Annotated in this window: 19 protein-coding genes; 8 read left to right on the top strand and 11 right to left on the bottom strand. The window is 72.6% G+C overall.

What is annotated here, in order from left to right:
- Positions 1–30: 30 nt before the first annotated feature.
- The 6 genes from C8250_RS43695 to C8250_RS25025 all read right to left on the bottom strand — a co-directional run bounded on the left by C8250_RS43695 (position 31) and on the right by C8250_RS25025 (position 7,013).
- A complete protein-coding gene (locus C8250_RS43695; protein WP_244809349.1) occupies positions 31–1,812 on the bottom strand; it encodes an MSCRAMM family adhesin SdrC in 1,782 nt (593 codons plus the stop codon).
- Positions 1,813–2,341: 529 nt separating this feature from the next.
- Positions 2,342–3,040 carry a demethylmenaquinone methyltransferase gene (locus C8250_RS25045; RefSeq protein WP_138355190.1) on the bottom strand — a complete coding sequence of 233 codons (699 nt, stop codon included), beginning with the start codon at positions 3,038–3,040 and terminating at the stop codon, positions 2,342–2,344.
- 93 nt (positions 3,041–3,133) lie between these two features.
- Entirely contained in the window at positions 3,134–4,324 is a 1,191-nt protein-coding gene (locus tag C8250_RS25040) for an ABC transporter permease (protein WP_232484773.1), read from the bottom strand.
- Between the two features lie 56 nt (positions 4,325–4,380).
- A complete protein-coding gene (locus C8250_RS25035) occupies positions 4,381–5,088 on the bottom strand; it encodes an ABC transporter ATP-binding protein (RefSeq protein WP_138355189.1) in 708 nt (235 codons plus the stop codon).
- Positions 5,078–6,622 carry a peptidoglycan-binding protein gene (locus C8250_RS25030; protein WP_244809348.1) on the bottom strand — a complete coding sequence of 515 codons (1,545 nt, stop codon included), beginning with the start codon at positions 6,620–6,622 and terminating at the stop codon, positions 5,078–5,080. The genes C8250_RS25035 and C8250_RS25030 overlap by 11 nt, the downstream gene beginning before the upstream one ends.
- A complete protein-coding gene (locus tag C8250_RS25025) occupies positions 6,615–7,013 on the bottom strand; it encodes a hypothetical protein (RefSeq protein WP_138355188.1) in 399 nt (132 codons plus the stop codon). Before C8250_RS25025 ends, C8250_RS25030 begins: the two co-directional genes overlap by 8 nt.
- A gap of 134 nt (positions 7,014–7,147) precedes the next feature.
- On the opposite strand from C8250_RS25025, the gene C8250_RS25020 reads away from it, so the two are divergent.
- The 3 genes from C8250_RS25020 (at position 7,148) to C8250_RS44910 (ending at position 9,219) form a co-directional block, all read left to right on the top strand.
- Complete coding sequence (locus C8250_RS25020) at positions 7,148–7,552, top strand: peptidase inhibitor family I36 protein (protein WP_138355187.1); 405 nt, start codon at positions 7,148–7,150, stop codon at positions 7,550–7,552.
- A gap of 108 nt (positions 7,553–7,660) precedes the next feature.
- Positions 7,661–8,650 (top strand): hypothetical protein, encoded by a 990-nt coding sequence (locus tag C8250_RS25015; RefSeq protein ID WP_138355186.1) that lies wholly within the window; start codon positions 7,661–7,663, stop codon positions 8,648–8,650.
- Positions 8,651–8,703: 53 nt separating this feature from the next.
- A complete protein-coding gene (locus C8250_RS44910; RefSeq protein ID WP_138355185.1) occupies positions 8,704–9,219 on the top strand; it encodes a helix-turn-helix transcriptional regulator in 516 nt (171 codons plus the stop codon).
- Between the two features lie 200 nt (positions 9,220–9,419).
- Here the strand turns inward: C8250_RS44910 and mqnC are convergent, their stop codons facing one another.
- Positions 9,420–10,607, bottom strand: coding sequence for a cyclic dehypoxanthinyl futalosine synthase (mqnC, locus tag C8250_RS25005; RefSeq protein WP_138355183.1), 1,188 nt, complete (start codon positions 10,605–10,607; stop codon positions 9,420–9,422).
- Positions 10,608–10,911: 304 nt separating this feature from the next.
- Here mqnC and C8250_RS25000 point away from each other — a divergent pair, with 304 nt between their 5' ends.
- From C8250_RS25000 to C8250_RS24980, 5 genes are all read left to right on the top strand, one after another.
- A complete protein-coding gene (locus tag C8250_RS25000) occupies positions 10,912–13,101 on the top strand; it encodes a hypothetical protein (protein ID WP_138355182.1) in 2,190 nt (729 codons plus the stop codon).
- A gap of 40 nt (positions 13,102–13,141) precedes the next feature.
- Positions 13,142–14,134: a MoxR family ATPase gene (locus C8250_RS24995; protein WP_138355181.1), complete on the top strand. Its 993-nt coding sequence runs from the start codon at positions 13,142–13,144 to the stop codon at positions 14,132–14,134.
- On the top strand, positions 14,134–15,336 hold the full coding sequence (locus tag C8250_RS24990; RefSeq protein WP_138355180.1) for a DUF58 domain-containing protein: 1,203 nt from the start codon (positions 14,134–14,136) through the stop codon (positions 15,334–15,336). The genes C8250_RS24995 and C8250_RS24990 overlap by 1 nt, the downstream gene beginning before the upstream one ends.
- Positions 15,333–17,612 (top strand): transglutaminaseTgpA domain-containing protein, encoded by a 2,280-nt coding sequence (locus C8250_RS24985; RefSeq protein WP_138355179.1) that lies wholly within the window; start codon positions 15,333–15,335, stop codon positions 17,610–17,612. Before C8250_RS24990 ends, C8250_RS24985 begins: the two co-directional genes overlap by 4 nt.
- A gap of 101 nt (positions 17,613–17,713) precedes the next feature.
- Complete coding sequence (locus tag C8250_RS24980) at positions 17,714–19,240, top strand: serine/threonine-protein kinase (RefSeq protein ID WP_244809347.1); 1,527 nt, start codon at positions 17,714–17,716, stop codon at positions 19,238–19,240.
- Positions 19,241–19,268: 28 nt separating this feature from the next.
- On the opposite strand, the gene C8250_RS24975 is transcribed toward C8250_RS24980, so the two are convergent.
- The 4 genes from C8250_RS24975 to C8250_RS24960 form a co-directional block, all read right to left on the bottom strand.
- On the bottom strand, positions 19,269–20,870 hold the full coding sequence (locus C8250_RS24975; protein WP_138355177.1) for a serine/threonine-protein kinase: 1,602 nt from the start codon (positions 20,868–20,870) through the stop codon (positions 19,269–19,271).
- Between the two features lie 97 nt (positions 20,871–20,967).
- On the bottom strand, positions 20,968–21,264 hold the full coding sequence (locus tag C8250_RS24970) for a WXG100 family type VII secretion target (protein WP_138355176.1): 297 nt from the start codon (positions 21,262–21,264) through the stop codon (positions 20,968–20,970).
- A gap of 86 nt (positions 21,265–21,350) precedes the next feature.
- Positions 21,351–22,004, bottom strand: coding sequence for a hypothetical protein (locus C8250_RS24965; RefSeq protein WP_138355203.1), 654 nt, complete (start codon positions 22,002–22,004; stop codon positions 21,351–21,353).
- A gap of 20 nt (positions 22,005–22,024) precedes the next feature.
- Positions 22,025–22,270 carry a hypothetical protein gene (locus C8250_RS24960; protein ID WP_232484684.1) on the bottom strand — a complete coding sequence of 82 codons (246 nt, stop codon included), beginning with the start codon at positions 22,268–22,270 and terminating at the stop codon, positions 22,025–22,027.
- Between the last annotated feature and the right edge of the window lie 15 nt (positions 22,271–22,285).

Raw genomic sequence — 22,285 nt, 5'->3', positions numbered from 1 at the left:
GTGCGGGACGCCCCGAGCTCCCCGTGTGCCTCAGACCGAGCCGCTCGGGAGGCCGGCCGGGGCGTTCGACGTGCTGCCGAACGGATCGTCGGCCGGGGTGTCGGACGGAGTGTCGGACGACTCCTCCGTCGGACTGCCGAAGGGGTCGCTGGTCGCGCTGTCGGACGGAGCGTCGGACGTGCTGTCGGACGGGCTCGGCTCGTCGGACGGGGTGCCGTCGTCGCCGGGGGACGGGGACTCGGCGCACAGCTCCGTGCGGTCCCCGGAGGAGGCGGGCGCGGACGGGCAGGAGGACGGATTCGCCGGCTTGTCGTCGTTCCGGTTGAACATGATCACGCCCGCGGTGGCCACACCCCCGATCGCGAACGCGCCGAGCATGATCAGCCCGACCACGAGCAGCCGGTTGCGGGGCGCCCTGGCCGGCTTCTCGGGCGAGGCGTTGAGGTTCAGCAGCAGCTCGGGTTCCGTGAAACCCCCGGCCGACGGCGCGTCGTACGGCTGTCCGCCATAGGACGGCAGTCCCTCTGACGGCAGGTCCTGTGCCGGCAGGCCCTGCGGCGGCACGAAGCCCGGCTGCGAAGGCTGCGAAGGCTGGGAGGGCTGGGAGGGCTGGGAGGGCTGGGAGGGCTGCGAGGGCTGCCCGTATCCCGGCGGGTAGGCGGGCGGGCAACCCTGCGGGTAGCCGGGAATCCCGCCCTGACCGCCGGGGCCGCCCTGACCGCCCGGCCCTCCCGCGCGCACCCGGAGGATGAACGTCACGGCGAGCACCCCGCCGAAGGCCCACAAGAGCCCGAAGAGCAGCGCTTCCGGAACGCTGGAGGCGGCCTCCACCGTCGCGGACCTGCTGCCCTCCGTGTACTCGCCCTTCGTGCCGCCGATCGCGATCAGCAGCACGAAGAGCCCCGCGTAGAAGCCGGCCGCCAGCCACTGCTCGCGCCGGTCGGCGCAGCGGCGGACGGCCACCACACCGAGGATCAGCGCGCAGACCGCACCGGCGGCGAGGGCGCCGGGAATGGGCCAGCCGTCACCGAACTGCCCCAGGTCGGAGAGGCCGAACCGCTCGCTGTCGTAGCCCGATCCCGACCGCGTCGCTTCGACCGGCACTCCCCAGGCGAGGCCCAGAGCCGAGAGCCCCCCGTTCACGATCAGCAACGAGACGCCCATCCAGCTCCCGTTGTCCATCTCGTCGGAGTGGTCGGCCAGGACGATCAGGGCGATGAGCGCGCACACGCCCACCCCGATGCCGAGCGCCAGGATCGCGGCCCGCAGGGCGCGGGTCGCGGCGGCCAGGCCCGGGCTGGTCGCCAGGTGTCCGTCCAGCCGGTCGCGGCACAGCACGAACAGACCCACCAGCAGGCTGAGCACGAAGGTCCACAGGAGCACGGTGAACGGCCCGGACGTGATGTCGATCCGGTCCCCGGACTCCCCGTCCGTCACCGTGAGACCCGGCTGGCCGACGAGCGCCAGGACGAGGGCGCCGGCGGTGCACACCGCCGCCACCCGGATCGCCGCCTCGGCGCCGGTCTGGGTGCGGCGGAGATGGCGCAGGGCCAGGACGAGGGCGAGGCCCCACAGGATGGTGACCACCAGCGGCACGATCGACAGGGTGAGGGTGTCCTGGGTCGACGATCTCAGGTAAGGGGCGGCGGTGCTGCCGTCGTAGTCGTCGTAGGACGAACCGCCGTCACCCGGTGTGACCTTGGCGCCGAAGATGCCGCCGACGCCCGTGAGGACCATGGCGAGGTAGCCGCGCAGCCGGTCGCCGTAACCGAGGTCGGCCGCGTCGGTCTGCCGGTTGGACTGCGTCGCCATCACCGCGGCGAACGCCAGCAGCACCGCGGTGGGCCACAGGCCCGCCTTGAGCGGTCCGGTCCAGTCGCCGGAGACGGTGCGGCGCAGGAACAGGGCGATGGGCGAGGGCCCCTGCGGCGCGGGGGCGTACGCGGTCGGGGCGTACGGAGGTGGCGCGTAGGCGGGCGGGGCGTAGACGGGCGGCCCGGACGCCGGGGGCCCGTAGGGCGGCCCGCCGTACGTGGGCGGTGCGGTCGGCGGGCGGGCGGCTGCCCGGGGGCGGCGGGGCCTGGCCGCTCACCGGCGGCTCCTGCCGCTCGGGAGGCTCCTGGCCCTCGGCCGGCGGCTGGGCCGGTATCGGGAGCGCCCCCAGTTCACGGCCGCATTTCATGCAGAAACGTGCATCGTCCGACGACGCGTTGCCGCAGGCGGGGCAGAACGGCATGGGGCACTCCGGGTGTCGGGATCGTGTGTCGGGGAACGGCCGTCGGGAACGGCCGTCCTCGTTCAGACCCCGGAGTTTATTGTCACCGCCCTCACAACTGCCCGGTTATTGACCGATCTTCGCTGCCCGGTGCAGCGCGACGACACCGCCGGTGAGGTTGCGCCAGGCGACCTTGGCCCAGCCGGCCTCCTGGAGCCGGGAGGCGAGCGCCGCCTGGTCGGGCCAGGCGCGGATGGACTCGGCGAGATAGACGTATGCGTCCGGGTTGCTGCTCACGGCGGTCGCGACCGGCGGCAGGGCCCGCATCAGGTACTCGGTGTAGACGGTGCGGAACGGCTTGAAGGTCGGGCTGCTGAACTCGCAGATCACGACGCGGCCGCCCGGCTTGGTGACGCGCAGCATCTCGCGCAGCCCGGCGTCCGTGTCGTGCACGTTGCGGAGCGCGAAGGAGATGGTGACCGCGTCGAAGACACCGTCGGCGAACGGCAGCCTGGTCGCGTCGCCCGCGGTGAGCGGCAGGGACGGGTGGCGCTTCTTGCCCTCGCGCAGCATGCCGACGGAGAAGTCGCACGGGACGACCTGGGCGCCGGCCGCGACGAAGGGCAGCGAGGAGGTGCCGGTGCCGGCACCGAGGTCGAGCACGCGCTCGCCGGGCCGGACGTCGAGGGCCTGCGCGACGGCCTTGCGCCACAGCCGGGCCTGGCCGAGTGACAGCACGTCGTTCGTCAGGTCGTACTTGGCGGCTACGTCGTCGAACATCGCGGCGACTTCGTGCGGCTGCTTTTCCAGGGAGGCTCGGGTCACGGGCCCATTCTCCACCCCGCGCCCGCCACCCCGGCCCGGGGTCACCGGCGGATCCCCTTTTCCGACGCGGATCAGGCGACGATCAGGCGGCGATCAGCGGCGGAGGGCCTCCGCCGGCTGGATGCGCGAGGCCCGCAGCGCCGGGTAGAGGCCGGCGAGCAGGCCCGTGAGCAGCCCGATCACCGGGGCGGCGGCGATCGTCGCCGGATGGACGACGGGCGTCCAGTCCCGTACGAGGGCGACGATCACGACCGTGAGGCCGCCGAGGCTGGTGCCCACCAGCCCGCCCAGCGCTCCGAGGGCGCCGGACTCCGCCAGGAACTGGGCGGTGATGTGCCGGCCCCGGGCGCCCAGGGCGCGGCGCAGCCCGATCTCGCCGGTGCGTTCCAGGACGGCGACCAGGGTGGTGTTGGCGATGCCGACGGCGCCGATGACCAGGCAGATCGCCGCGAGCAGGAGGAACAGCTGGTTGAGGTCGCCGGTGACGGTGCCGCGCAGCGTGCGGGGGTCGGGCGGCGGGACGGCCTTCAGGTATTCGGGGTGGTCGGGGCGCAGCGCGGTCGGGGCCTCATGGGCGATCTGTCCGGCGGCGCCGACCCTGGTGGCGATCAGCATCCTGGCGTCGCCGCCCTTCGGCGGGCCCCAGATCCGCTCGGCGGTGGTGCGCGGCACGATCACCGAGAGCAGCAAGTCCGCCTTGCGGCGGGTGTCGTCGATGATCCCGACCACCGTGAACGGCTGGTCGCCGATGAACACCGCCGGATACGTCTCCAGGGTGGTGATGCCGAGGCGGGCGGCGATGCCCGAGCCGATCACGGCGACCGGCTGCGCGCCCCGCGAGAGGTAGGCGTCGTAGAGCCTGCCCTGCGCGAGGTGCGGGTCCGCCGCGAGGAGGGCGCCGGGGGACGCGGCGACGATGCCGATCTCCTCGCCGCCGGAGTCGGCGCCCACCGGCGAGGAGCGGACGGTGGCGCTGCCGGCGGGGTGCACCGTCCAGTAGACGCCGGCGTGCTCCACGCCGCCGAGCCGGCCGATGCGTTCGTCGGCGTCGGCCGGGAAGACCGGACCGGCGAACGCGTTCTGCTGGACGCTGGTGTCCTCGACCGTCACCTCGGTCGCGGTGAGCAGGTCGAAGCGGGAGTCGATCTGTGAGGACGTGGTGGCCGTCAGCCCGAGGATCGCCACGAACGTGCCGACGCCGAGGACGGTGCCGAGCGCGGTGAGCGCGGAGCGGCCGGGGCGCTGCAGCATCCCGGCGAGCGACTCGGAGAGCAGCTCGCGCAGCGGGAGGACGGACGGCTCGACGGGACTCCCCCCGCGCGCAGCGCGCCGGCGGAACCTCACACCGTGGCCCGTTCGGTCAGCACGCCGTCGCGGATCGAGACGGTGCGCGCGCCGCGGGCGGCGACCAGCGGGTCGTGGGTGATGACGACGATCGTCATGCCGTCGGCGTGCAGTTCGTCGAGCAGGCCCAGGATCGCGCCCGCCGTGGCGGTGTCGAGGTTGCCGGTCGGCTCGTCGCACAGCAGCAGCGACGGGCGGGAGACCAGGGCCCGCGCGATGGCCACCCGCTGCTGCTCGCCGCCGGACAGCCGGGTGGGCACGGCGTCCAGCCGGTGGCCGAGACCCACCCTGGCCAGTGCCTCGCGGGCCCGCTCGTGGGACTCGGCGCGTGGCACGGCGCCGTACAGCAGGGCGAGCCGGACGTTCTCCACGGCACTTCGGTACGGCAGGAGATGGAAGGACTGGAAGACGAAGCCGATGCGCCGGCCGCGCAGTGCGGTGCGGTCGGCGTCCTTGAGCGCGCCGGTGTCGATGCCGTTGAGCAGATAGCTGCCGGAGGTGGGCACGTCGAGCAGGCCCACGATGTTCAGGAAGGTGGACTTGCCGGAGCCGGAGGGGCCGACGACGGTCACGAACTCGCCTGCTCCGACCGTCAGTTCACATGCGGTGAGCGCGGCGACGGGCGGCGGGCCGGGATAGGTGAGCCCCGCCTGCCGCAGTTCGATGACCGCGGGGGCCTCGACTGCTGGGACCTCAGCGACCACTGGACGCGTCCTTGGAGACGTCCCCGGCAGCGTCCTTGGACGGAGTTCCGGAGGAGGTGTCCCTGACTCCGGTGACGACCCGGTCGCCTTCCGCGAGCACGCCGCCCCCCAGCGGGACGACCTCCACGAAACCGTCCCCGGTGGTGCCCGGCCTGACCTCCACCCGGCGCTGCGCGCCACCCTTGGCGACGACCGTGACGACGGTGCGGCCGTCCGCGCCCGCCGAGATCGCGGTGACGGGGACGACGAGCGCGACCCCGTCGGTGGAAGCCGCCTCCACGGTCAAGCGGACGTCCTGACCTGCCAGTTGTGTATCCAGCGGCTGGTCGGGGCGGACCACCATCGGATATCCGCGCGGCCCGGAGGTCCCGCCCTGGTCCTGCCCCCGTCCCTGATCCTGGTCCTGCTGCCCCTCGGACGTCTGCCCCGGCGCCTGTCCGCCGTCGACGGCCGTGGCGACCGAGGCCACCGTCGCCGCCGCGGTCACCCCGCTGACCTCCGACAGGATCTGGACCCGCTGCCCCGGCCGTACCAGCCCCTTCTGGTACTCCTGCAGCGTGCCCTGCACCACCAGCGCGCCGGCCGACACGGTCATGACCGCGGCTCCCGACACCTTCGATCCGACGTGCGCGGGTATGGAGTCCACCCGGGCCGGAAAGCCGTCCAGGTAGACCACTTCGGCCGCCGGCAGCATCGGCCCGTCGGTGGCGAGGACCGCGGCGAGGTCGGTCCGCGCGCTGCCGAGATCCTCCCGGGCCCGCTGCACGGCGCGCTTGGCGGCCTTGCTGGTGGCGGGTTTCCCGGCCGGCGGATTTCCGGTCGACGGGTTTCCGGTCGACGGGTTTCCGGTCGGGGACAGGAACGGCTCGTTCGCCGCGTCCATTTCGTCCTGTGCGTCCTGCGCGTCCTGGAGGGCGCGTTCGGCCGCGGTCACCGCGTCCCGCGCCGCCTTCAGTGCCTCGCCGCCGTCCGCGTGGGCCGGCAGCGGGTCGTAGCCGATCGAGGCGTAGAACCCCGTCAGCGCCGCCTTCGTCCCGGGCCCGAAGGTCCCGGGCGGGTCGTCGCCCGACCGGTGGCCCAGTTCCCCGAGCGAGCGCTGCAGTTGGGCGACGTCGCCGCCGGTCGCGCCCGGCTTCAGGTCCCGGTACACCGGCAGCGCGCCGCGCAGCGCGAACACCGGCCGCCCGGACACCTCCAGCAGCACCTTGCCGTCGGTCACCGTCGCGCGGGGAGCCACCAGCAGTTTCGTCACGACCGGTGTGGCGGCGCCCTCCCCCGGCGTGACGGAGGGCGAGACGTCCACCGACTGGCCGGCCCGCACCGTGCCGCGCAGGATCACCGAGTCCTTGAGGACCCGGCGTTCCACCGGCGCGGTCAGCAGGTCGGGGGCCGGCGCCGCGCGCTCCGCGGCCTCCTGGGCGGGCGACTTGATGACCAGCGACGCCCCGGCGGCCGTGCCCGAGAGCGCCAACGCGCCCACCGCGACGGCGATCACCCAGATCCGGCGCCGTGCGAGGACCGGTGCGTCAGCCACCCTGGATCCCGTCGCCGCCGGACTTCGCCTGGCAGGTGTGCCAGATGGCGGCGGTCGACGGATCCTGCTTCAGACGCTGCCCCAGTTCGGCCGGGTACTGGAACTCACCGGTCGCCGGGCTGGGGTCCGGATAGTCCGTGATCCCGTGCTCACGCATGCACTTCGTCTCCTGCCGCATCGCTTCCAGGAACGCCGCGGGGACCGGGTCGACCGTCGTGGTGTTGCCCTTGACCTGCTCGCTCCCGCCGGAGTTGCCGGGTGTCCCGGGCCCGGAGTCCACCGAACAGCCACCGGCGCCCAGCGCCGCGGCCAGCAGCACGGGCAGGAGCAGCGGGATCGGGCGGCAGGAGGTACGGAGAGTACGGGACGAGGTCCGGTCTGCGCTGTGCACGATCGACCAGCGTAGCCGCGGTCGAACAGCCGCTCTACTGTCCCAAAGGACAGTAGATACAACGACATTCCCTCTGGTCGCATAGTGCGCCGCCGTCGCGGCTTCACGCACCACGCATCAGGGAGGAACGCCGCATGACGCCCGTCAACCGCACCACTCTCCGCCGGACTCTCGCCACGACCCTGGCACTGGCCGCGCTCGGCACCGCCTCGCTCGTCTGCGCGGGACCGGCCGACGCGCTGGGCAAGGACGGCAACCTGGAGCCGGGTGAACTGGGCCTCTACTACGCCCAGAACCGCACCAACCTGCTGTTCGACCTGTTCTACGCGGGTAACAACTTCGCCGGTGACCGGTACGCCGCCAACTTCAGCATCTCGCCCAACGACAACACCGAGTCGTACTGGAACCGGGACGCGCAGACGTGGAGCGTCTGGACGGACGCCTACCGCGCCGGGGTGCACGGGTGGATCCCGGCGTACACGTGGAGCAACGCCAGCACCAACTTCAAGAACAAGATCTCGTCCGCCAACCCCGGCTGATCCGCGGTCCCGCCGCTCCGTCCGCACCGCGGGCGGGAGCGGCGGAGCCCGTGCGCCGACCTGCGCCGATCCGCGCCGCCCGCACCTCGCGTCCCCCGGAGTCCGCCGATGCCCAGCCGCCGTGCCACCGCCCCCGCCGTCCGCCTCGCCCTGCTCGCCGTTCTCCTGACGGGCCTCACGGGCTGCGGATCCGCTTCCGGCGCGGGTTCCGAGGAGGCGAAGTCCGGTGCGCCCGGGGACCGGGCGGAGCCGGCGGTCGGCGCGCCGCCCCAGCTGCTCGACAGCAACGGGCTGACGTTCCCGATGGACGTCTACCTCGTCCCGGCGGAGCAGCGGCAGGAGTTGCAGAAGGCCCAGGACGTCCTCATCGACCAGTGCATGCGGCGCTACGGCTTCCGCTACACCGCACCGGAATCCACCGTCGGCACGGATGTCTACGGTGAGAACGGCCGCCGCTACGGCGTGTCCAGCCCGTCCCTGGCCGCCAAGTACGGCTACGGCGACCCGCCGCAGCAGGCGCCGGTCCGCGCCCCGCGCCCGGCCAGGGGGACCAATGAGTCCCTCGTCCTGGACGGACCGCCCGATCTGGACCCCAAGTCCCTCCCCGCGAACCTGGAGGAGGCGGAGAAGGCCAGGACCTCCGACAAGAACACCGGGGTCGTCAACGGCATCAAGATCCCCGTCGCGGGCTGCACGGGCGAATCGGGGCTCAGGCTCTACGCGCCCGACGCCGCCGCCGTCGACATCACCTTCCCGCAGAACCTCAACGCCGAGGCCAACGAGCGCTCACGGCAGGACTCCCGGGTGGTGCGGGTGATCCGGGACTGGTCGGCGTGCATGGCCGGGCACGGCTACCGCGTCCCGTCGCCGCTGGGCGTCCCCGCGGCGCTGGGGCTGACCGATCTGTCGGGTGCGCGGGCGGTCACCACCGCCACCGCCGACGTCGCCTGCAAGCAGCAGGTGAACCTGGTGGGCGTCTGGTACGCCGTCGAGTCCGCGTACCAGAAGGTGCTGATCGAGAAGAACGCGGAAGTCCTGAAGAACTTCAAGGATCAGCAGCAGGCGCGGATGCGCCTGGCCGATTCGCTGTCCGGCTGAGTCGGGCTGATATAGCCTTCCGTTGCTCAAGTCCAGGCTTCCGGGGGGAATCCGTGCATCTGCTCTGCCCGGTGTGCGAGGTCTGCGGGACCGGACTGCGAGACGATCCCCACCCTCATGGCAGCGCGGTCCTGGCGGGGCTGCGGCTGATCCCCGATCTGACGGGCCGTGAGCACGAGGTGCTGATGAGCCTGCGGGACGGCGCCTCGAACCGGGAGCTCGCCGAGGAACTCGGCATCACCGAACGTACGGTGAAGCTGCACGTCGCGAGCCTGCGCTTCAAGCTCGGCGGTGTCTCACGGCTGCAGCTCAGCCTGATCGCGCTGGTGCACCACGCCCGCGGCGGTCATGCGCGCCGGTGCACGAGCCGTCCGCCGACCACGGTCGCCACACAGGCGCCGCCGGCGTCGAACACCGCCAGGTCCGCCCGGCCGCCGGGGACCAGCGCGGGCGGCACGGATCCGGCGGGCACCCGCGTCAGACCGCCGCGGGCGGCGGCGGCCCGCAGGGCGGGATCCGTCAGATACCCGTCCACCACCGCCGTCGCCCCGAGCCGCAAGAGGGCGTGAATCCGCTCCCGCGGGCTCGGCGCGTCCGGTACCGGTGCCGCGTGCACCAGCGCGGGGCCCAGGGCCCCGTGCCATTCCCGCACCCTCGCCTGCGGAAACTGCACGCGTAGCTCATCGGCCGTGCCGACCGCCACGATCCGGTCGCCGGAGACGGCGACCGCCCGTCCGGTGCCGCTGTCTCCGCTGTGGATCGTGAGCATTCAGTTGGCGGCGAGCAGCTTCAGCTCGGGGTGCGCCGTGCCGCCCTCGATCGCCGTCGACGACAGGTGCGAGACGGCGTGGTCGTTGACCGGGTCGTTCGCCGGGTCGTCGTGCACGACGAGGTGCTCGTAGGTGGTCGCGCGCTGCGCGGGCACCCGGCCGGCCGAGCGGATCAGCTGGATGATCTCCATCCGGTTCGAGCGGTGCTTGGCACCGGCCGAGGAGACCACGTTCTCCTCCAGCATGATCGAGCCGAGGTCGTCCGCCCCGTAGTGCAGCGAGAGCTGGCCGACCTCCTTGCCCACCGTGAGCCAGGAGCCCTGGATGTGGGCGACGTTGTCCAGGAAGAGCCGGGCGACGGCGATCAGCCGCAGGTACTCGAAGATCGTGGCCTGCGTCTGCCCCTTCAGCTTGTTGTTCTCCGGCTGGTAGGTGTACGGGATGAAGGCGCGGAAGCCGCCCGTACGGTCCTGTACGTCACGGATCATGCGCAGGTGCTCGATGCGCTCGGCGTTGGTCTCGCCGGTGCCCATCAGCATCGTGGACGTCGACTCGACGCCCAGGTTGTGCGCGATCTCCATGATCTCCAGCCAGCGCTCGCCCGACTCCTTGAGCGGCGCGATGGCGGTACGCGGCCGGGCCGGGAGCAGCTCGGCGCCCGCGCCCGCGAAGGAGTCGAGACCCGCGGCGTGGATCCGCCGGATCGCTTCCTCGGCCGTCACCCCGGAGATGCGGGACATGTGCTCGATCTCGGACGCGCCCAGCGAGTGGATGACCAGCTGCGGGTACGCCTTCTTGATCGCGGCGAAGTGCTCCTCGTAGTACTCGACGCCGTAGTCCGGGTGGTGGCCGCCCTGGAACATGATCTGGGTACCGCCCAGCTCGACGGTCTCCGCGCAGCGGCGCAGGATGTCCGCGATGTCGCGCGTCCAGACCTTGTCGCTCTGCGGCGCGGCGTAGAACGCGCAGAACTTGCACGCGGTGACGCACGAGTTCGTGTAGTTGATGTTCCGCTCGATGATGTACGTCGCGATGTGCTCGGTACCCGCGTACCGGAGGCGGCGCGCGGCGTCGGCGGCCGACCCGAGGGCGTGCAGCGGGGCGGAGCGATACAGGTCCAGCGCCTCCTCCGGGGTGATGCGGCCGCCGGCGGCGGCGCGATCGAGGACGGCTGCGTAATCGCTCACCGGTGCTGTCCCTTCCGAAGGGGTACAAGACGGACCAGCTCAGCGTACGCCAGGCGTCGGACAAGCCCCTGGCCGGGCCGCCGGGTGTCCGGAGCGTCACATGCTTGTCACGGGGTGCCCTGCGCCCGGGACATCGCCCTCGCGGGCCGGATAATCTGCAGTCTCAAGACAAATGCTCGGTGACGACGGCTTGTGGTGCGGGACGGGGTTGGATATGTCGGGGGCCGGATCGACGAGGGGACTGCGTCCGCGCAGGCTCAGCGAAGAGACACTCGCCGCGGCGCCGGCGCCGGGTCGCGGGGCGGTGCTGAGACAGCGAGCGGGCTCCGCCGCCACCACCCTGTGGGCGACGATGCGCCCCACCCGTAACCGCAGTACCGGCTATCTGGCGATCGGCGCGGTCGGCGCCCTCATCGCCACCTCCGTCGCGGTCGGGGTCGGCGCCGCGGGCTCGATCCCGCGGCTCGCGGACATCGGCGCCTGGCTGGGCAGCAGCGGCTCCAGCGAGGCCTCGCACGCCAACGGCCTGACGGGTGATGTGGACGGCAAGGTCAAGCTGCCGGGCATGAACGGCCACTCCGTGACGATCGCGCAGGACGGCAGGACCGTCCTCGTGCTGGACCGGAAGACCGGCAAGGTCGTCCGGATCGACCCCTCGCAGCTCACCGCCGAGCAGTCGACGAACTACGGCACCAGCGGACTGCAGCTCGTCTCCGGCGGCACGTACGCCTACGTCGTGGACGCCGCGAAGGGCACGGTCCAGCGGATCGACCCGGCGCTGACGACCCCGACCGGGGACAAGGTCCAGCTGGGCCCGGGGCTCGGCACCGCGGCCGTCGACTCCCAGGGCACGCTCTGGGTTCCGCAGCCCGCCAAGGGCACCGTCGTCCCGTTCGTGAACGGGGCGAAGAGCGCCGAGGTCAAGGTCGCCGCCCCGGACCACGACCTGGTCCTCACCCTGGCGCAGGGCCGGCCGGTGGTGACCGACCGGACGGACGCCGTCACCAAGGTGCTGACCGTCGCCGGCACCCAGCAGACCTTCAACCTGCAGGGCGGGATCAACGACTCCGCCCCGGTGAAGATCCTGGTGCCCGCCACGACCGACAGCCCGATGGTGCCGATCCTCGCCTCCGACAGCGGCGCGCTCGCGCTCGTCGACGTCACGAGCGGCCAGTCCATCAACGCGAAGGTCCCGATCCAGGGGCACGCGCTGGGCGCGCCGCAGGTGCTGGGCAAGAAGGTGTACATCCCGGACGGGACCACCGGCAGCCTGCTCGTCTACGACACCGCGACCTCGGCGTTCCAGGACTCGGTGAACGTGACGAAGAAGCCGGGCAACCTGGAACTCTTCGTCCGCAACGGCCTGCTGTGGGTCAACGACCAGAACAACAGCTCCGCCGCCGTCATCAACGCGGGCGGCGACGTCCACACCATCGGCAAGTACACGGACAAGGTGCCGACGGCCCGGAAGAAGAACGACAAGCCCGTCGAGGACAACGTGCCGTCCTCCCGGCCGACCCACCAGGCGCAGCAGCCGACCCGCCCGGGCAAGGGCCAGGGCGGCACCACCCGGCCGCCGACGCACGCGCCGGCCACCACGCCGCCGCCGACCCAGGCGCCGCCGACCACCCCGACGAAGAACTGCGCCATCAACTGGGAAGCGGGCTGCCCGGAACCGCAGACCCCCGGCACCCCGCAGGCCCAGTCCGGCGACGGTTCCATCACGCTGACGTTCCAGCCCGCCTCCGGGCTCACCCCCAAGCGCTATCTGCTCAAGGGAGTGGGCAGCGGCCAGACGGCGACGCCGTCCGAGGTCGGCCCGAACGGGCCCTTCACCTTCCAGGTCGACGGCGGCGCCTGCGGCACGGAGTTCAGCTACACGGTCGTCGCGGAGTACGCGGGCGGCGCGGCGAGCAAGGAGTCGAAGTCCTCGGCCCCGGTCCGCCCCTGTGTCGCCCCCGGCGCCCCGCAGAGCCTCAAGATCAGCAACAACGGCGGCGGGCACGGCGCGAAGGTCAGCTGGAAGGCGCCCTCGGGCGGATCCGGTGTCACCTACAAGGTGACCTGGCCCGGCGGCAGCGAGTCCACGCAGAGCACCAGCCAGTCGGTCACCGGCCTGGAGAACAGCAAGCGGTACGACGTCACGGTGAGCAGCAGCAACGCGGCGGGCTCGGGCGCGTCCACGAGCGGCACGATCGACCTGACGCCGCCGGACGTGGCGATGAACATCACGCACAACAGCAACGACCCGGACCCGCTGGCGATCCGCAGCGACCCGAGCACCAAGACCGGCACCCGGGTGAATCAGTTCCCGGCGAACTACACGGGCTCCGTCGCCGTGCACTGCCGGACGACCGGCAGCTCGGAGACCCAGCCTTACGACCACGTCACCAGCGACGTCTGGGGCAAGATCTCGTCCAGCTACGGAAACGGCTATGTCGCCGACGTCTATCTGGACTCACGCTTCAACTCCGCCGTCTGGGAATGCCAGTGACCCCCCTCCTCCCCACCGACAACCGAAGTGCGAGCACGTCATGAGCGTTCCCCCGCAGTACCAGCAGAACGACGCCGTCGCGCTCTTCGCCCAGTGCTTCCACGCGCTCGGGGACAACATCGAGCGGGTCGTCAAGGGCAAGCGCGACACCGTCGAGCTGGCGCTGACCTGCCTGTTCGCGGAGGGGCACCTGCTCATCGAGGACGTGCCGGGGACGGGCAAGACGACGCTGGCGCGCTGCCTGGCCGCATCGATCGAGGCGAACTTCGCGCGGGTGCAGTTCACCCCGGACCTGCTGCCGTCCGACATCACCGGCGTGACGATCTACCGGCAGAACACCGGGACGTTCGACTTCCTGCCCGGCCCGGTCTTCGCGAACATCGTGCTCGGTGACGAGATCAACCGCGCCTCGCCCAAGACGCAGTCGGCGATGCTGGAGGTCATGGAGGAGCGCCGGGTCACCGCCGACGGCAAGACCCACCCGGTGCCGCGCCCCTTCATGGTGCTCGCCACGCAGAACTCCGTGGACATGGGCGGCACCTACGCGCTGCCCGAGGCGCAGCTGGACCGCTTCCTGATGCGCGTCACGGTCGGCTACCCGGACCACGCCTCGGAGGTCGCGGTGCTCACCGGCTCCGCCGCCAACACCTCGCCCGACTCCCTCTCGACGATCGCCTCCTCGCACCACATCGCGGAGTTCATCCAGGTCGCGACGCAGGTGCAGGTCGCCGAGCAGCTCTACGACTACATCGTGCGGGTCGTCGCGGCGACCCGGACGCTGCCCGACGTCCGGCTGGGCGCGTCCCCGCGCGGATCCGTCGCGCTGCTGCGCGCCATCCGGGTGCGGGCCGCCTCCCAGTCGCGCGGCTACGCGCTGCCCGAGGACGTCAAGGCGCTCGCCGTGCACGTCCTCGCGCACCGGCTGATCCTGACCCCGGAGGCCGAGTTGAGCGGCCGTACGGGCGCGGACGTCATCGCCGAGGTCCTGGCGACGGTGCCGGTGCCGCAGGCGGCCGGCGGGGCGCGGATCTGATGCCCGCGGCCGACGCCACCCGCCGTTCGGGCGCCGGCCCGCTGTCCGCCACCGGCTGGGGCACGCTGCTGGCCGGTGCCGCCCTGCTGGGCGCCGGCTACGGGTACGGGTACGGAGAGGCCGCGGCGCTCGGGCTGACCTGCCTGGCCGCGGTCGTCACGGCCGTGATCTGGACGGTGCCGAAGCCGCAACTGGCCGCGGACCGCCGGATCGCGCCGCGCAAGGTCGGCCGGGGCGACCCGGCGGACGGCATCGTCACCCTCACCAACACCGGCACCCGCACCCGGCGCGGGCTGCGCGCCACCGACCTGTGCGGCGACCAGCCGCTCACCATGGACGTGCCGGTGCTGCGCGCGGGCGGCTCGCAGGAGCTGCACTACGCGCTGCCGACCGCCCGGCGGGGCAGGATCACCGTCGGCCCGCTGCGGCTGGAGCGCACCGACCCGCTCGGTCTCGCGCGCCGGATCCGGTCCTACGGCGCCGCCGACACCCTCGTCGTCCGACCGCGCATCTGTCTGCTGCCGGTGCTGCCGTCCGGCAAGGCGCACCATGTCGAGGGCCCGACCTCGGACACCGCCGACGACGGGTCGCTGACCTTCCACGCGCTGCGCGAATACGTGCTCGGCGACGATCTGCGCCGGGTGCACTGGCGGTCCACCGCCCGCACCGGCACGCTCATGGTGCGGCAGATGGTCGACGTGTCGCTGCCGCACACCACGCTGGTGCTGGACACCCGGCCCGGCGCGTACGTCTCCGACGACGACTTCGAGCTGGCCGTCGACGCGGCCGCGTCCATCGCGTACGCCGCCGCCCGCTCCAACTTCCCGGTGCACGTGCTCAGCGAGGCGGGCCCGATCCTGCACACCGACGGTTCCGGCAACGACGCCGACGCGCTCCTCGACCGGCTCGCGCTCATCGGCCGCTCCGACCGGACGTCGGCGGCGTCCGCCTTCGACGGGCTGGAGCACCACCGGGGCGGCGGCTCGCTCGTCGTCGTCACCGGCACCGGAGACACCGACGGACTGACGGCGCTCGGCCGGGTCCGGCGGCGCTTCGACCGGGTGACGATGCTGCGCGCCGGTGAGGACAGGACCGCGCCCGACGCGCAGGGCGTGTCGAGCGCCACCGTCGACGTACCGCAACTGCACATCGCGTCCCTGGACGCGCTGCTGGCCGGCTGGCGCTGGGAGGCCGTCCGTTGAGCGCCACCACACGTCCCGCACGTACCGCGCCGCTGCCGCCGCAGGGCGGCGGCCCGAACTGGGACTGGGCCGCGCCCGCGCCCACCGGGCCGAGCACCGACCGTCCGAAGACCCCGGTCGCGACCCGCGGCGACGGCCTCGGGCGCGCCCGCCGCCTGTGGTCGCTGCTGCCGGTCGCCGCGCTGCTCGCCGCCTCCGGCCTGGGCTGGCACCGGGTGTTCAGCACCCACGACCTGCTGCCGGTGCTCGCGGTGTCCGTTCTCGCGCCGATCGCCCTGTCCGCGCTGCTGTCGGGCGCCCTGTCCCGCAAGGGCCGCACCGGTCCGCTCTGGCCGTCCGTCGTGCTGACGGTCGCCGCCTGGACCGGCACGGTCTGGCTGACGATGTTCCGGGACGGCGGGCCGCGCGCCATCTGGCCCGCGCTGCTCGACGCCCCGCACGCCGTCCTGACCACCATCCTTCCGGTCCCCGGTGAGGCGCGGCTGCTGGTGCTGCCGCACGCGGTGCTGTGGCTCGCCGCGTTCGCCTCCGCCGAACTGGCGCTGCGCACCCGCACCCCGCTGCTCCCGGCGCTGCCCGCGGTGCTCGCCTTCGGCTTCCCGCTGGTGCTCGGCGTGGACGGCCCGGGGTCCAACCACCCGGTGGTCGCCGCGCTGGCCGCGCTCACCGCGCTGCTGGCGCTGGTCCGGTCGCGGGTGAGCCTGTCCGTCCGCGGGCTGGCGCTCGGGCTGCCGGTCGTCCTCGGCCTCACCCTCATCGCCGTGCTGGCCGGGACCGGCCTCCCGGGGATGGGCGCCTCGTACGACCCGCGGGACGCGATCACCCCGCCCACCGTCCGTCCGGAGTCCATCAGTCCGCTGGACCAGGTCGCGGCGCTGATGCGCAGCGGCGACGCCAAGGTCTTCACCGTCCGCTCCACCGCCGAGAGCAACTACCGGCTGGCCGTGCTGGACGCGTACAACGGCACCACGTGGTCCAGCACCGCCAAGCTGGCGCGCACCGGCGGCCGGGTCCCCGCGGAACACGGCGTCGATCCTGGCAAGCGGCAGGAAGTCACCCAGCGCTTCACCGTCCAGTCGCTGCCCGGTATCTGGCTGCCCGCCGCCGACCGGCCGTCGGCCGTGACGCTGCCGGACCACACCGACCTGTCGGTGGACCCGGCCGCCGGTGTACTGGCCACCGACCGGACGGCACCCAGCGGCTTCACTTACACGGCCGTGTCCCAGCTGCCGGTCTACGACGTGCAGCGGCTGCAGTACGCGCCGGCCGCCGACGACCCGGCGCTCGTCGAACTCCCGCGCACGGACGCGGCCGACCAGCCGATCCCGTCCGTCGCGTCCTTCACGAAGATCGCCGCGAAGGCAACCGAGGGCAGCTCGTTCCCGTACGAGCAGGCGGTGAAGCTCGCCGACTGGCTGCGTGAGTCCTACCAGTTCGACCCGCGGGCCATCCCCGGTCACACCTACCGCGGTCTGGAGTTCTTCCTCACCGACGGCAAGCGCGGCACGTCCGAGCAGTTCGCCGCGTCGTTCGCGGTGCTCGCCCGCACCCTGGGGCTGCCCTCCCGGGTGGTGGTCGGCTTCCGGCCCGGCACGAAGACCGGCGACGACACCTGGCAGGTGACGGGCAAGGACGTACTGGCCTGGCCCGAGGTGGAGTTCAAGGGCATCGGCTGGGTCCCCTTCTACCCGACCCCGGGCACCACGTCGAAGGACGGCAGCTCGGTCGCCCCGGCCGGCCAGACGAAGGACCGCAAGACGGTCGACCAGCAGATCACCGACCAGCCGCGGCCGTCCGCACCGCCCAAGGCCGCCGGCACCCCGCAGCCGACGGCCGCCCCGGCGGCCGGCACCCCCTGGTGGATCTACGCCCCGGCCGGCGCCCTGCTGCTCGTCCTCGGCTATCTGCTCTACGCGGCCTGGCTGCCCTGGCGGCGGCGGGCCAGGCGGCGCGGCGCCGCCGACGTACGGCAGCGGGTGCTCGGCGCCTGGCAGCAGATCGTCGACCGGCTCACCGAGATCGGGCTGCCCGCCACCGGGGCGCACACCGCGGAGGAGGTCGCCGCCTTCGGGGCGACCCGGGTGGGTGGCGCCGCCGGCGAGCATCTCCCCGATCTCGCCCGCCTGGTGAACGAGGTCGGCTACGCCGGCCGCACCCCCGACCCGGCGTCGGCCGACGCCGCCTGGGCGCACTGCGACGCCATCGAACGCGTCGTGCTCCGCACCATCCCCAGACGCGACCGGATCGGCCGTGCCCTGCGGCTGCGGAGGGGCTGACCGCCTCCGGCCGGCGGGCCGCAGGGGGTACAGGCGCCGACCCCGCAGAGGGGCGGAGGCGGTAGGTTGTCGTGAAACGGGTGAGGCACGGGAGGACAACGGTGGACCGGACGCCGGGAAGGCGCGGCCAGGGCGCGACGGAGAACCCGGAGAGTGACGAGGGTTCCGTCGCCGTACCCCAGCAGACGTCGGCGGAGGGATACCGTCTCCCGCCGGGTTACAAGCTGCTCCGGCAGGCGGGCACCGGCCGCCACAGTTCCGTTCTGCTGTGCGCCGAGGAGGCGACCGGCGCCGAGGTGGCCGTCAAGCTGCTCGCCGTCACGGTCGACGGCGAGAGCACCCGGCTTGCCGCGCACTCCGAACTCCTGTCGGCGGGCGCCGCCGCGCGGCACCCCTGCTCGGTGACGGTCGAGGACGCCGGCTTCACCGCCGACCACCGCCCGTACCTGGTGGAGCAGTTCTGCCGCGGCGGCAACGCGCAGGCGAAGCTCGCCAACTCCGGGCCGTTCCCCGTCGACGAGACGATCGTCATCGGCACCCGCCTGGCGCTGGCCCTGCACTCCGCGCACCGCCGCGGGGTGCTGCACCTGGACGTCCGCCCGGCGAACATCCTCTTCGACGAGAACGGTGACGCGCTGCTCGCGGACCACGGTCTCGCGCGCGTCCTGCAGCGCTCCGCGCCGCAACTGGGCGCGGTCTTCGACCCGATGTTCGTGCCGCGCGAGCTCTTCGGCTGGGAGAAGCCGGGCCCGGCGGCCGATGTGTACTCCCTCGGCGCGACGCTCTACGCGCTGCTCAACGGCGAACCGGCGTACGCGGACGCGGGCCGCACCTCGTGGTCCGCGCTCTACGCGGAGGTGCTGCGCGGCGAACTGCCGTACCCCGCCCACCGCCACGACATACCGGACCCGCTGCTGATCCTCGTCCGCAGGATGATGTCGGCGAACCCGGAAGGGCGCCCGCCGCTGACGGAGGTGCACCGCTCCCTGCGGTCGCTGCTGTCGCCGTCGTCCGCGACGAAGGTGCCCGCGCTGGAGCCGGAACCGGCGATGGAATCGCCGCTGCCGGGCTGGGACCCGGCGGACGATCTGACGCCGGAGGAGCAGGCGGCCGTCGAACAGGCGGGCGCGCGGGCGCAGGACGAGGCCAAGCGGCAGTCGCGCAAGCGGCTGCTCGCGGCGACCACCGCGCTGGTGGTGTTCGCCGCGGCGGGGACCGCGGCCACGCTGGTGCTGCGCGACCGCGGCTCGAAGCCCGAGCCGAAAGCTTCCTCCAGCGCTTCCACGGCTCCCGGCCCGACGTCGAGCGCCGCCCCGGTGCAGGTGCCGTCGGACAAGCTGGCGGGTCTGATGCCACTGAACGTCCAGGCCGTGAAGGCCAACGGAAATGTGCAGATCACGTGGAAGCCGCCGAAGCAGGCCGCGCAGGTCGCCGGCTATGTCGTGCGGGCCGTGGTGCCCGGTGGCGGCGAGCCGCTGCAGAAGACGCCGAACGGCAATGAGCCCGCGGTGGTGTTCACGGCCGGGTCGGTGACGGCCGACACCTGCTACACCGTCAACGCGGTGATCTCGGTGGACGGGAAGTTCCAGTTCGCGCCGTCCAAGGAGCTCTGCAGGACGACCGGCTGAGGACCGTCCGGCCCTGCGCCATCGGCGGCTATTTGATCTTCTTCAGGTCGCCGCTGGGCCGGCCGGCCCCCGCGTCGTTGGTGGTGTAGGTCAGCGTCGTGGGGTCCTTGAGGGTCAGCCGTTCCGCCGTGGCGCCCTTGGAACAGCCGCTCGTCGCGCCCGGATCACCGGCCGTCGAGTCGAAGACCAGCACCTTGGTCGTCGCGGACACCAGCTTCCAGGTGCCTCCGCAGTTGAGGACGCCCAGCAGGTCCACAGTGCTGTCACCGACGTTCTCGCCGATGCGTCCCGCCTTGACGGTGACCGTCAGGACCCCGTTGGGGACGCCGTTGGTGGAGACGGTGTTGCCTTGCCAGGTGCCGATGAACGCGGCGGGCACGGATCCGGTGACCGCGCCGGTGTTCGCGTCGCTGGACGGCGTGCTGCTCCCCGGCCCGCCGCCGGTGGCGCCGCCCGGCTTGTCCTCCGGCCGCAGCAGGACCACCACGGTCGCGGCGACGACGGCGACCAGCAGCACGGCCACCGCGGCCAGCAGCCGGCGGCGCCCGCGGCGTACGGAAGGTTCCGGCGCGGAGCGCGCACCGGGGGCCAGGGCGCCCGGTACCGCGTCGCGCGGCCCCGACGCCTCCATGCCGAAGGAGTGCGAGGGCGCCCGCGGCGGGCCGAACGAGCCGTAGGCCGACCCGAGGTGCGCGCCCGCGGGCGTCACCTCGGAGCGGGCCGACAGCGGAGCCGCCTCCAGGTCCAGCAGTTCGACCGCATGACGGCCGAGCTGCGCCATCAGCGGCCGGGAGAGCCAGCCCTGGCGCACCAGCGCGGCGGCCCCGTCGGGCGACAGCCGGGCCGCGAGCTGGGCGGGAGTGGGGCGGACGGCCGGGGCCTTGGCGAGGCAGGACTCCACCACGTCGCGCAACTCATCGGGCACACCGTCGAGTTCCGGCTCCTCGTGGGCGACCTTGTAGAGCAGCGAGGCGGCGCTGTCCCCGCTGAACGGGCCGTGTCCGGTCGCCGCGAAGGCGAGCACGGCGCCGAGCGCGAAGATGTCGGATGCCGCGCCGAGCGGCCGGGCGAGCACCTGCTCGGGCGACATGTAGCCCGGCGAGCCGACGACCACCCCGCTGCCGGTGACGGACGCGCCGGAGGCGTCCATGGCGCGCGCGACACCGAAGTCGATGAGTACCGGACCGTCGAGCGAGAGCATCACGTTGGACGGTTTGATGTCACGGTGCAGCAGGCCGAGCCGGTGCACCGCGTCCAGCGCCTCGGCGAGCCCGGCGCCCAGCGTCCGCACTCCGCTCGGCGGCAGCGGCCCGAACTCGGTGACGGCGTCGGCGAGGGTGGGTCCCGCGATGTAGCCGGTGGCGATCCACGGCACCGGCGACTCGGTGTCCGCGTCGAGCACCGGAGCGCTCCAGGCCGCGCCCACCAGCCGGGCGGCGTCCACCTCACGGCGGAAGCGGGTGCGGAACTCGGTGTCCTCGGCGAGCTCGGAACGGACCACCTTCACCGCGACCGTGCGCCCGCCGGGGCTGCGGCCGAGATAGACCCGGCCCATCCCACCCGCTCCGAGCCGTCCGAGCAGACGGTACGGGCCGATCGACGACGGATCTGTCGTAGCCAACGGCTGCATCAGAGCCTCCTCTGAGCGGAGTGTGCCCCCGGGCGGCGCCCGTGACGCACGATGCGCCGCAGCGGTGATCCGCTGCGGCGCATCCGTTGCCGCTCGATCAGTGGCCGAGGCCCTTGGCGAGCTCCTCGTCCGCGGACTGGAACGCCTGCGCGGCACTCTCGAGGAACTTGCCCATGCCCTCAAGACCCTCGATGGTCTTGGTCGCACCGGTGTTGAACTCGGTGTACGACTGGTCGAACTGCTTCGAGGAACGGTCGGTCACATAGCCGCCGTTCACCAGGCCCTGAACAAACTTGTGCAGCGTGTTCAGCTTCTCGGTGATCTCGGCCTGGCCCGTCTTGAGCTTGCTGGCCGCGTCACGCATGTCCTGGTATGTAACGTTCACATTAGACATAGAGGAAATACCTTCCATTGGCCTTGCCGCAGGGCCGACCCCCGTGGCCTTTGAGTCGCAGATTGATGTGATGGTCTGCGGAAGCCTCAGCTTACGGGTGAGGACGGCGCGGGTGCAGCCTGCGGTTCCCGGTAGCGGAACGTCGAGGTCACAGCGTCGAATACGTCGAAGAACGAGTCCGCGAGATCGAGCACCGGACTGCTGCAGGCGACCAGCGCGACCCGGTCCCCGCCGCCCGGCAGCGGGATGAATGTCTGCATCAGCACCGTGCGTACGGTTTTGCTGTCACCGGGGATCTCGATGTCCTCGATCCCGTACGTACGGGCGGCGGCTCCGGTCTCCGGGATCTCCACCGTCGTCACCTTCCGCCACGCGTCCCCCTCGCGCCGGGCCGGCTTCTCCCGCAGTCCCGCGACGATCGACGCGGGATCCGTGGCCAGCAGCTGCCCTTCGGGCGTCCGGGCCCCCACCAGCGACACGGTGACGGACGCGGTCAGCGGTATCCCGCCGAAGTTCTGCGCCATGCAGCCGATGTACACCGCCCCGCTGTCGTACGCCTCACGCGCCGCCCTGCGCAGGAACTTGGCGAGCACGTCACGGTGCTCGCCGATCGCCGGGTTCTCCTGCACGCGCTGCGCCATCAGCTTGCGGACGCTCTCGTCCCGGCTGGCCGGGTGCAGGTCGAACTCCCACCATGTCATCGGCACGGTGAGCGAGAAGCCCTCCCGCTCGACCGGCATCACCCGCGGAGTTGCACTCACTACTTGCCGCCCTCACCCTTTGCCGCTTTCGCCAGGTCGTCGGCGAGTTGCTTGTCGGCCTTCCGGATCTCGCGCACCGCGGTGTTGGCCATCTTGGCCAGCCCCTCCAGGTGCCCGTCGATCTCCTTCCGGCCGTCCTTCCAGTTGTGCTCGAAGCTGTCCAGCGCGTCCGCGACCTTCCCGGAGCCGAGCTTCGCCTCGTAGGACTCGAAGAGCTTGCGTGTGCCGTTCATCGTGGTCCGCACGGCATCGAGGTTGGA

The sequence above is a fragment of the Streptomyces sp. So13.3 genome (assembly GCF_005860785.2).
Taxonomy (GTDB): domain Bacteria; phylum Actinomycetota; class Actinomycetes; order Streptomycetales; family Streptomycetaceae; genus Actinacidiphila; species Actinacidiphila fildesensis.
This window is presented reverse-complemented; position numbering and strand designations above follow the sequence as displayed.

Excerpts from the sequence above, each read along its gene's own strand:
- C8250_RS24995 (WP_138355181.1), top strand. The coding sequence starts at position 13,142 with ATGAGCGTTCCCCCGCAGTACCAGCAGAACGACGCCGTCGCGCTCTTC.
- C8250_RS43695 (WP_244809349.1), bottom strand. The coding sequence starts at position 1,812 with ATGGCGACGCAGTCCAACCGGCAGACCGACGCGGCCGACCTCGGTTAC.
- C8250_RS24965 (WP_138355203.1), bottom strand. The coding sequence starts at position 22,004 with ATGCCGGTCGAGCGGGAGGGCTTCTCGCTCACCGTGCCGATGACATGG.
- C8250_RS25020 (WP_138355187.1), top strand. The coding sequence starts at position 7,148 with ATGACGCCCGTCAACCGCACCACTCTCCGCCGGACTCTCGCCACGACC.
- C8250_RS24970 (WP_138355176.1), bottom strand. The coding sequence starts at position 21,264 with ATGTCTAATGTGAACGTTACATACCAGGACATGCGTGACGCGGCCAGC.
- C8250_RS25015 (WP_138355186.1), top strand. The coding sequence starts at position 7,661 with ATGCCCAGCCGCCGTGCCACCGCCCCCGCCGTCCGCCTCGCCCTGCTC.
- C8250_RS24990 (WP_138355180.1), top strand. The coding sequence starts at position 14,134 with ATGCCCGCGGCCGACGCCACCCGCCGTTCGGGCGCCGGCCCGCTGTCC.
- C8250_RS24975 (WP_138355177.1), bottom strand. The coding sequence starts at position 20,870 with ATGCAGCCGTTGGCTACGACAGATCCGTCGTCGATCGGCCCGTACCGT.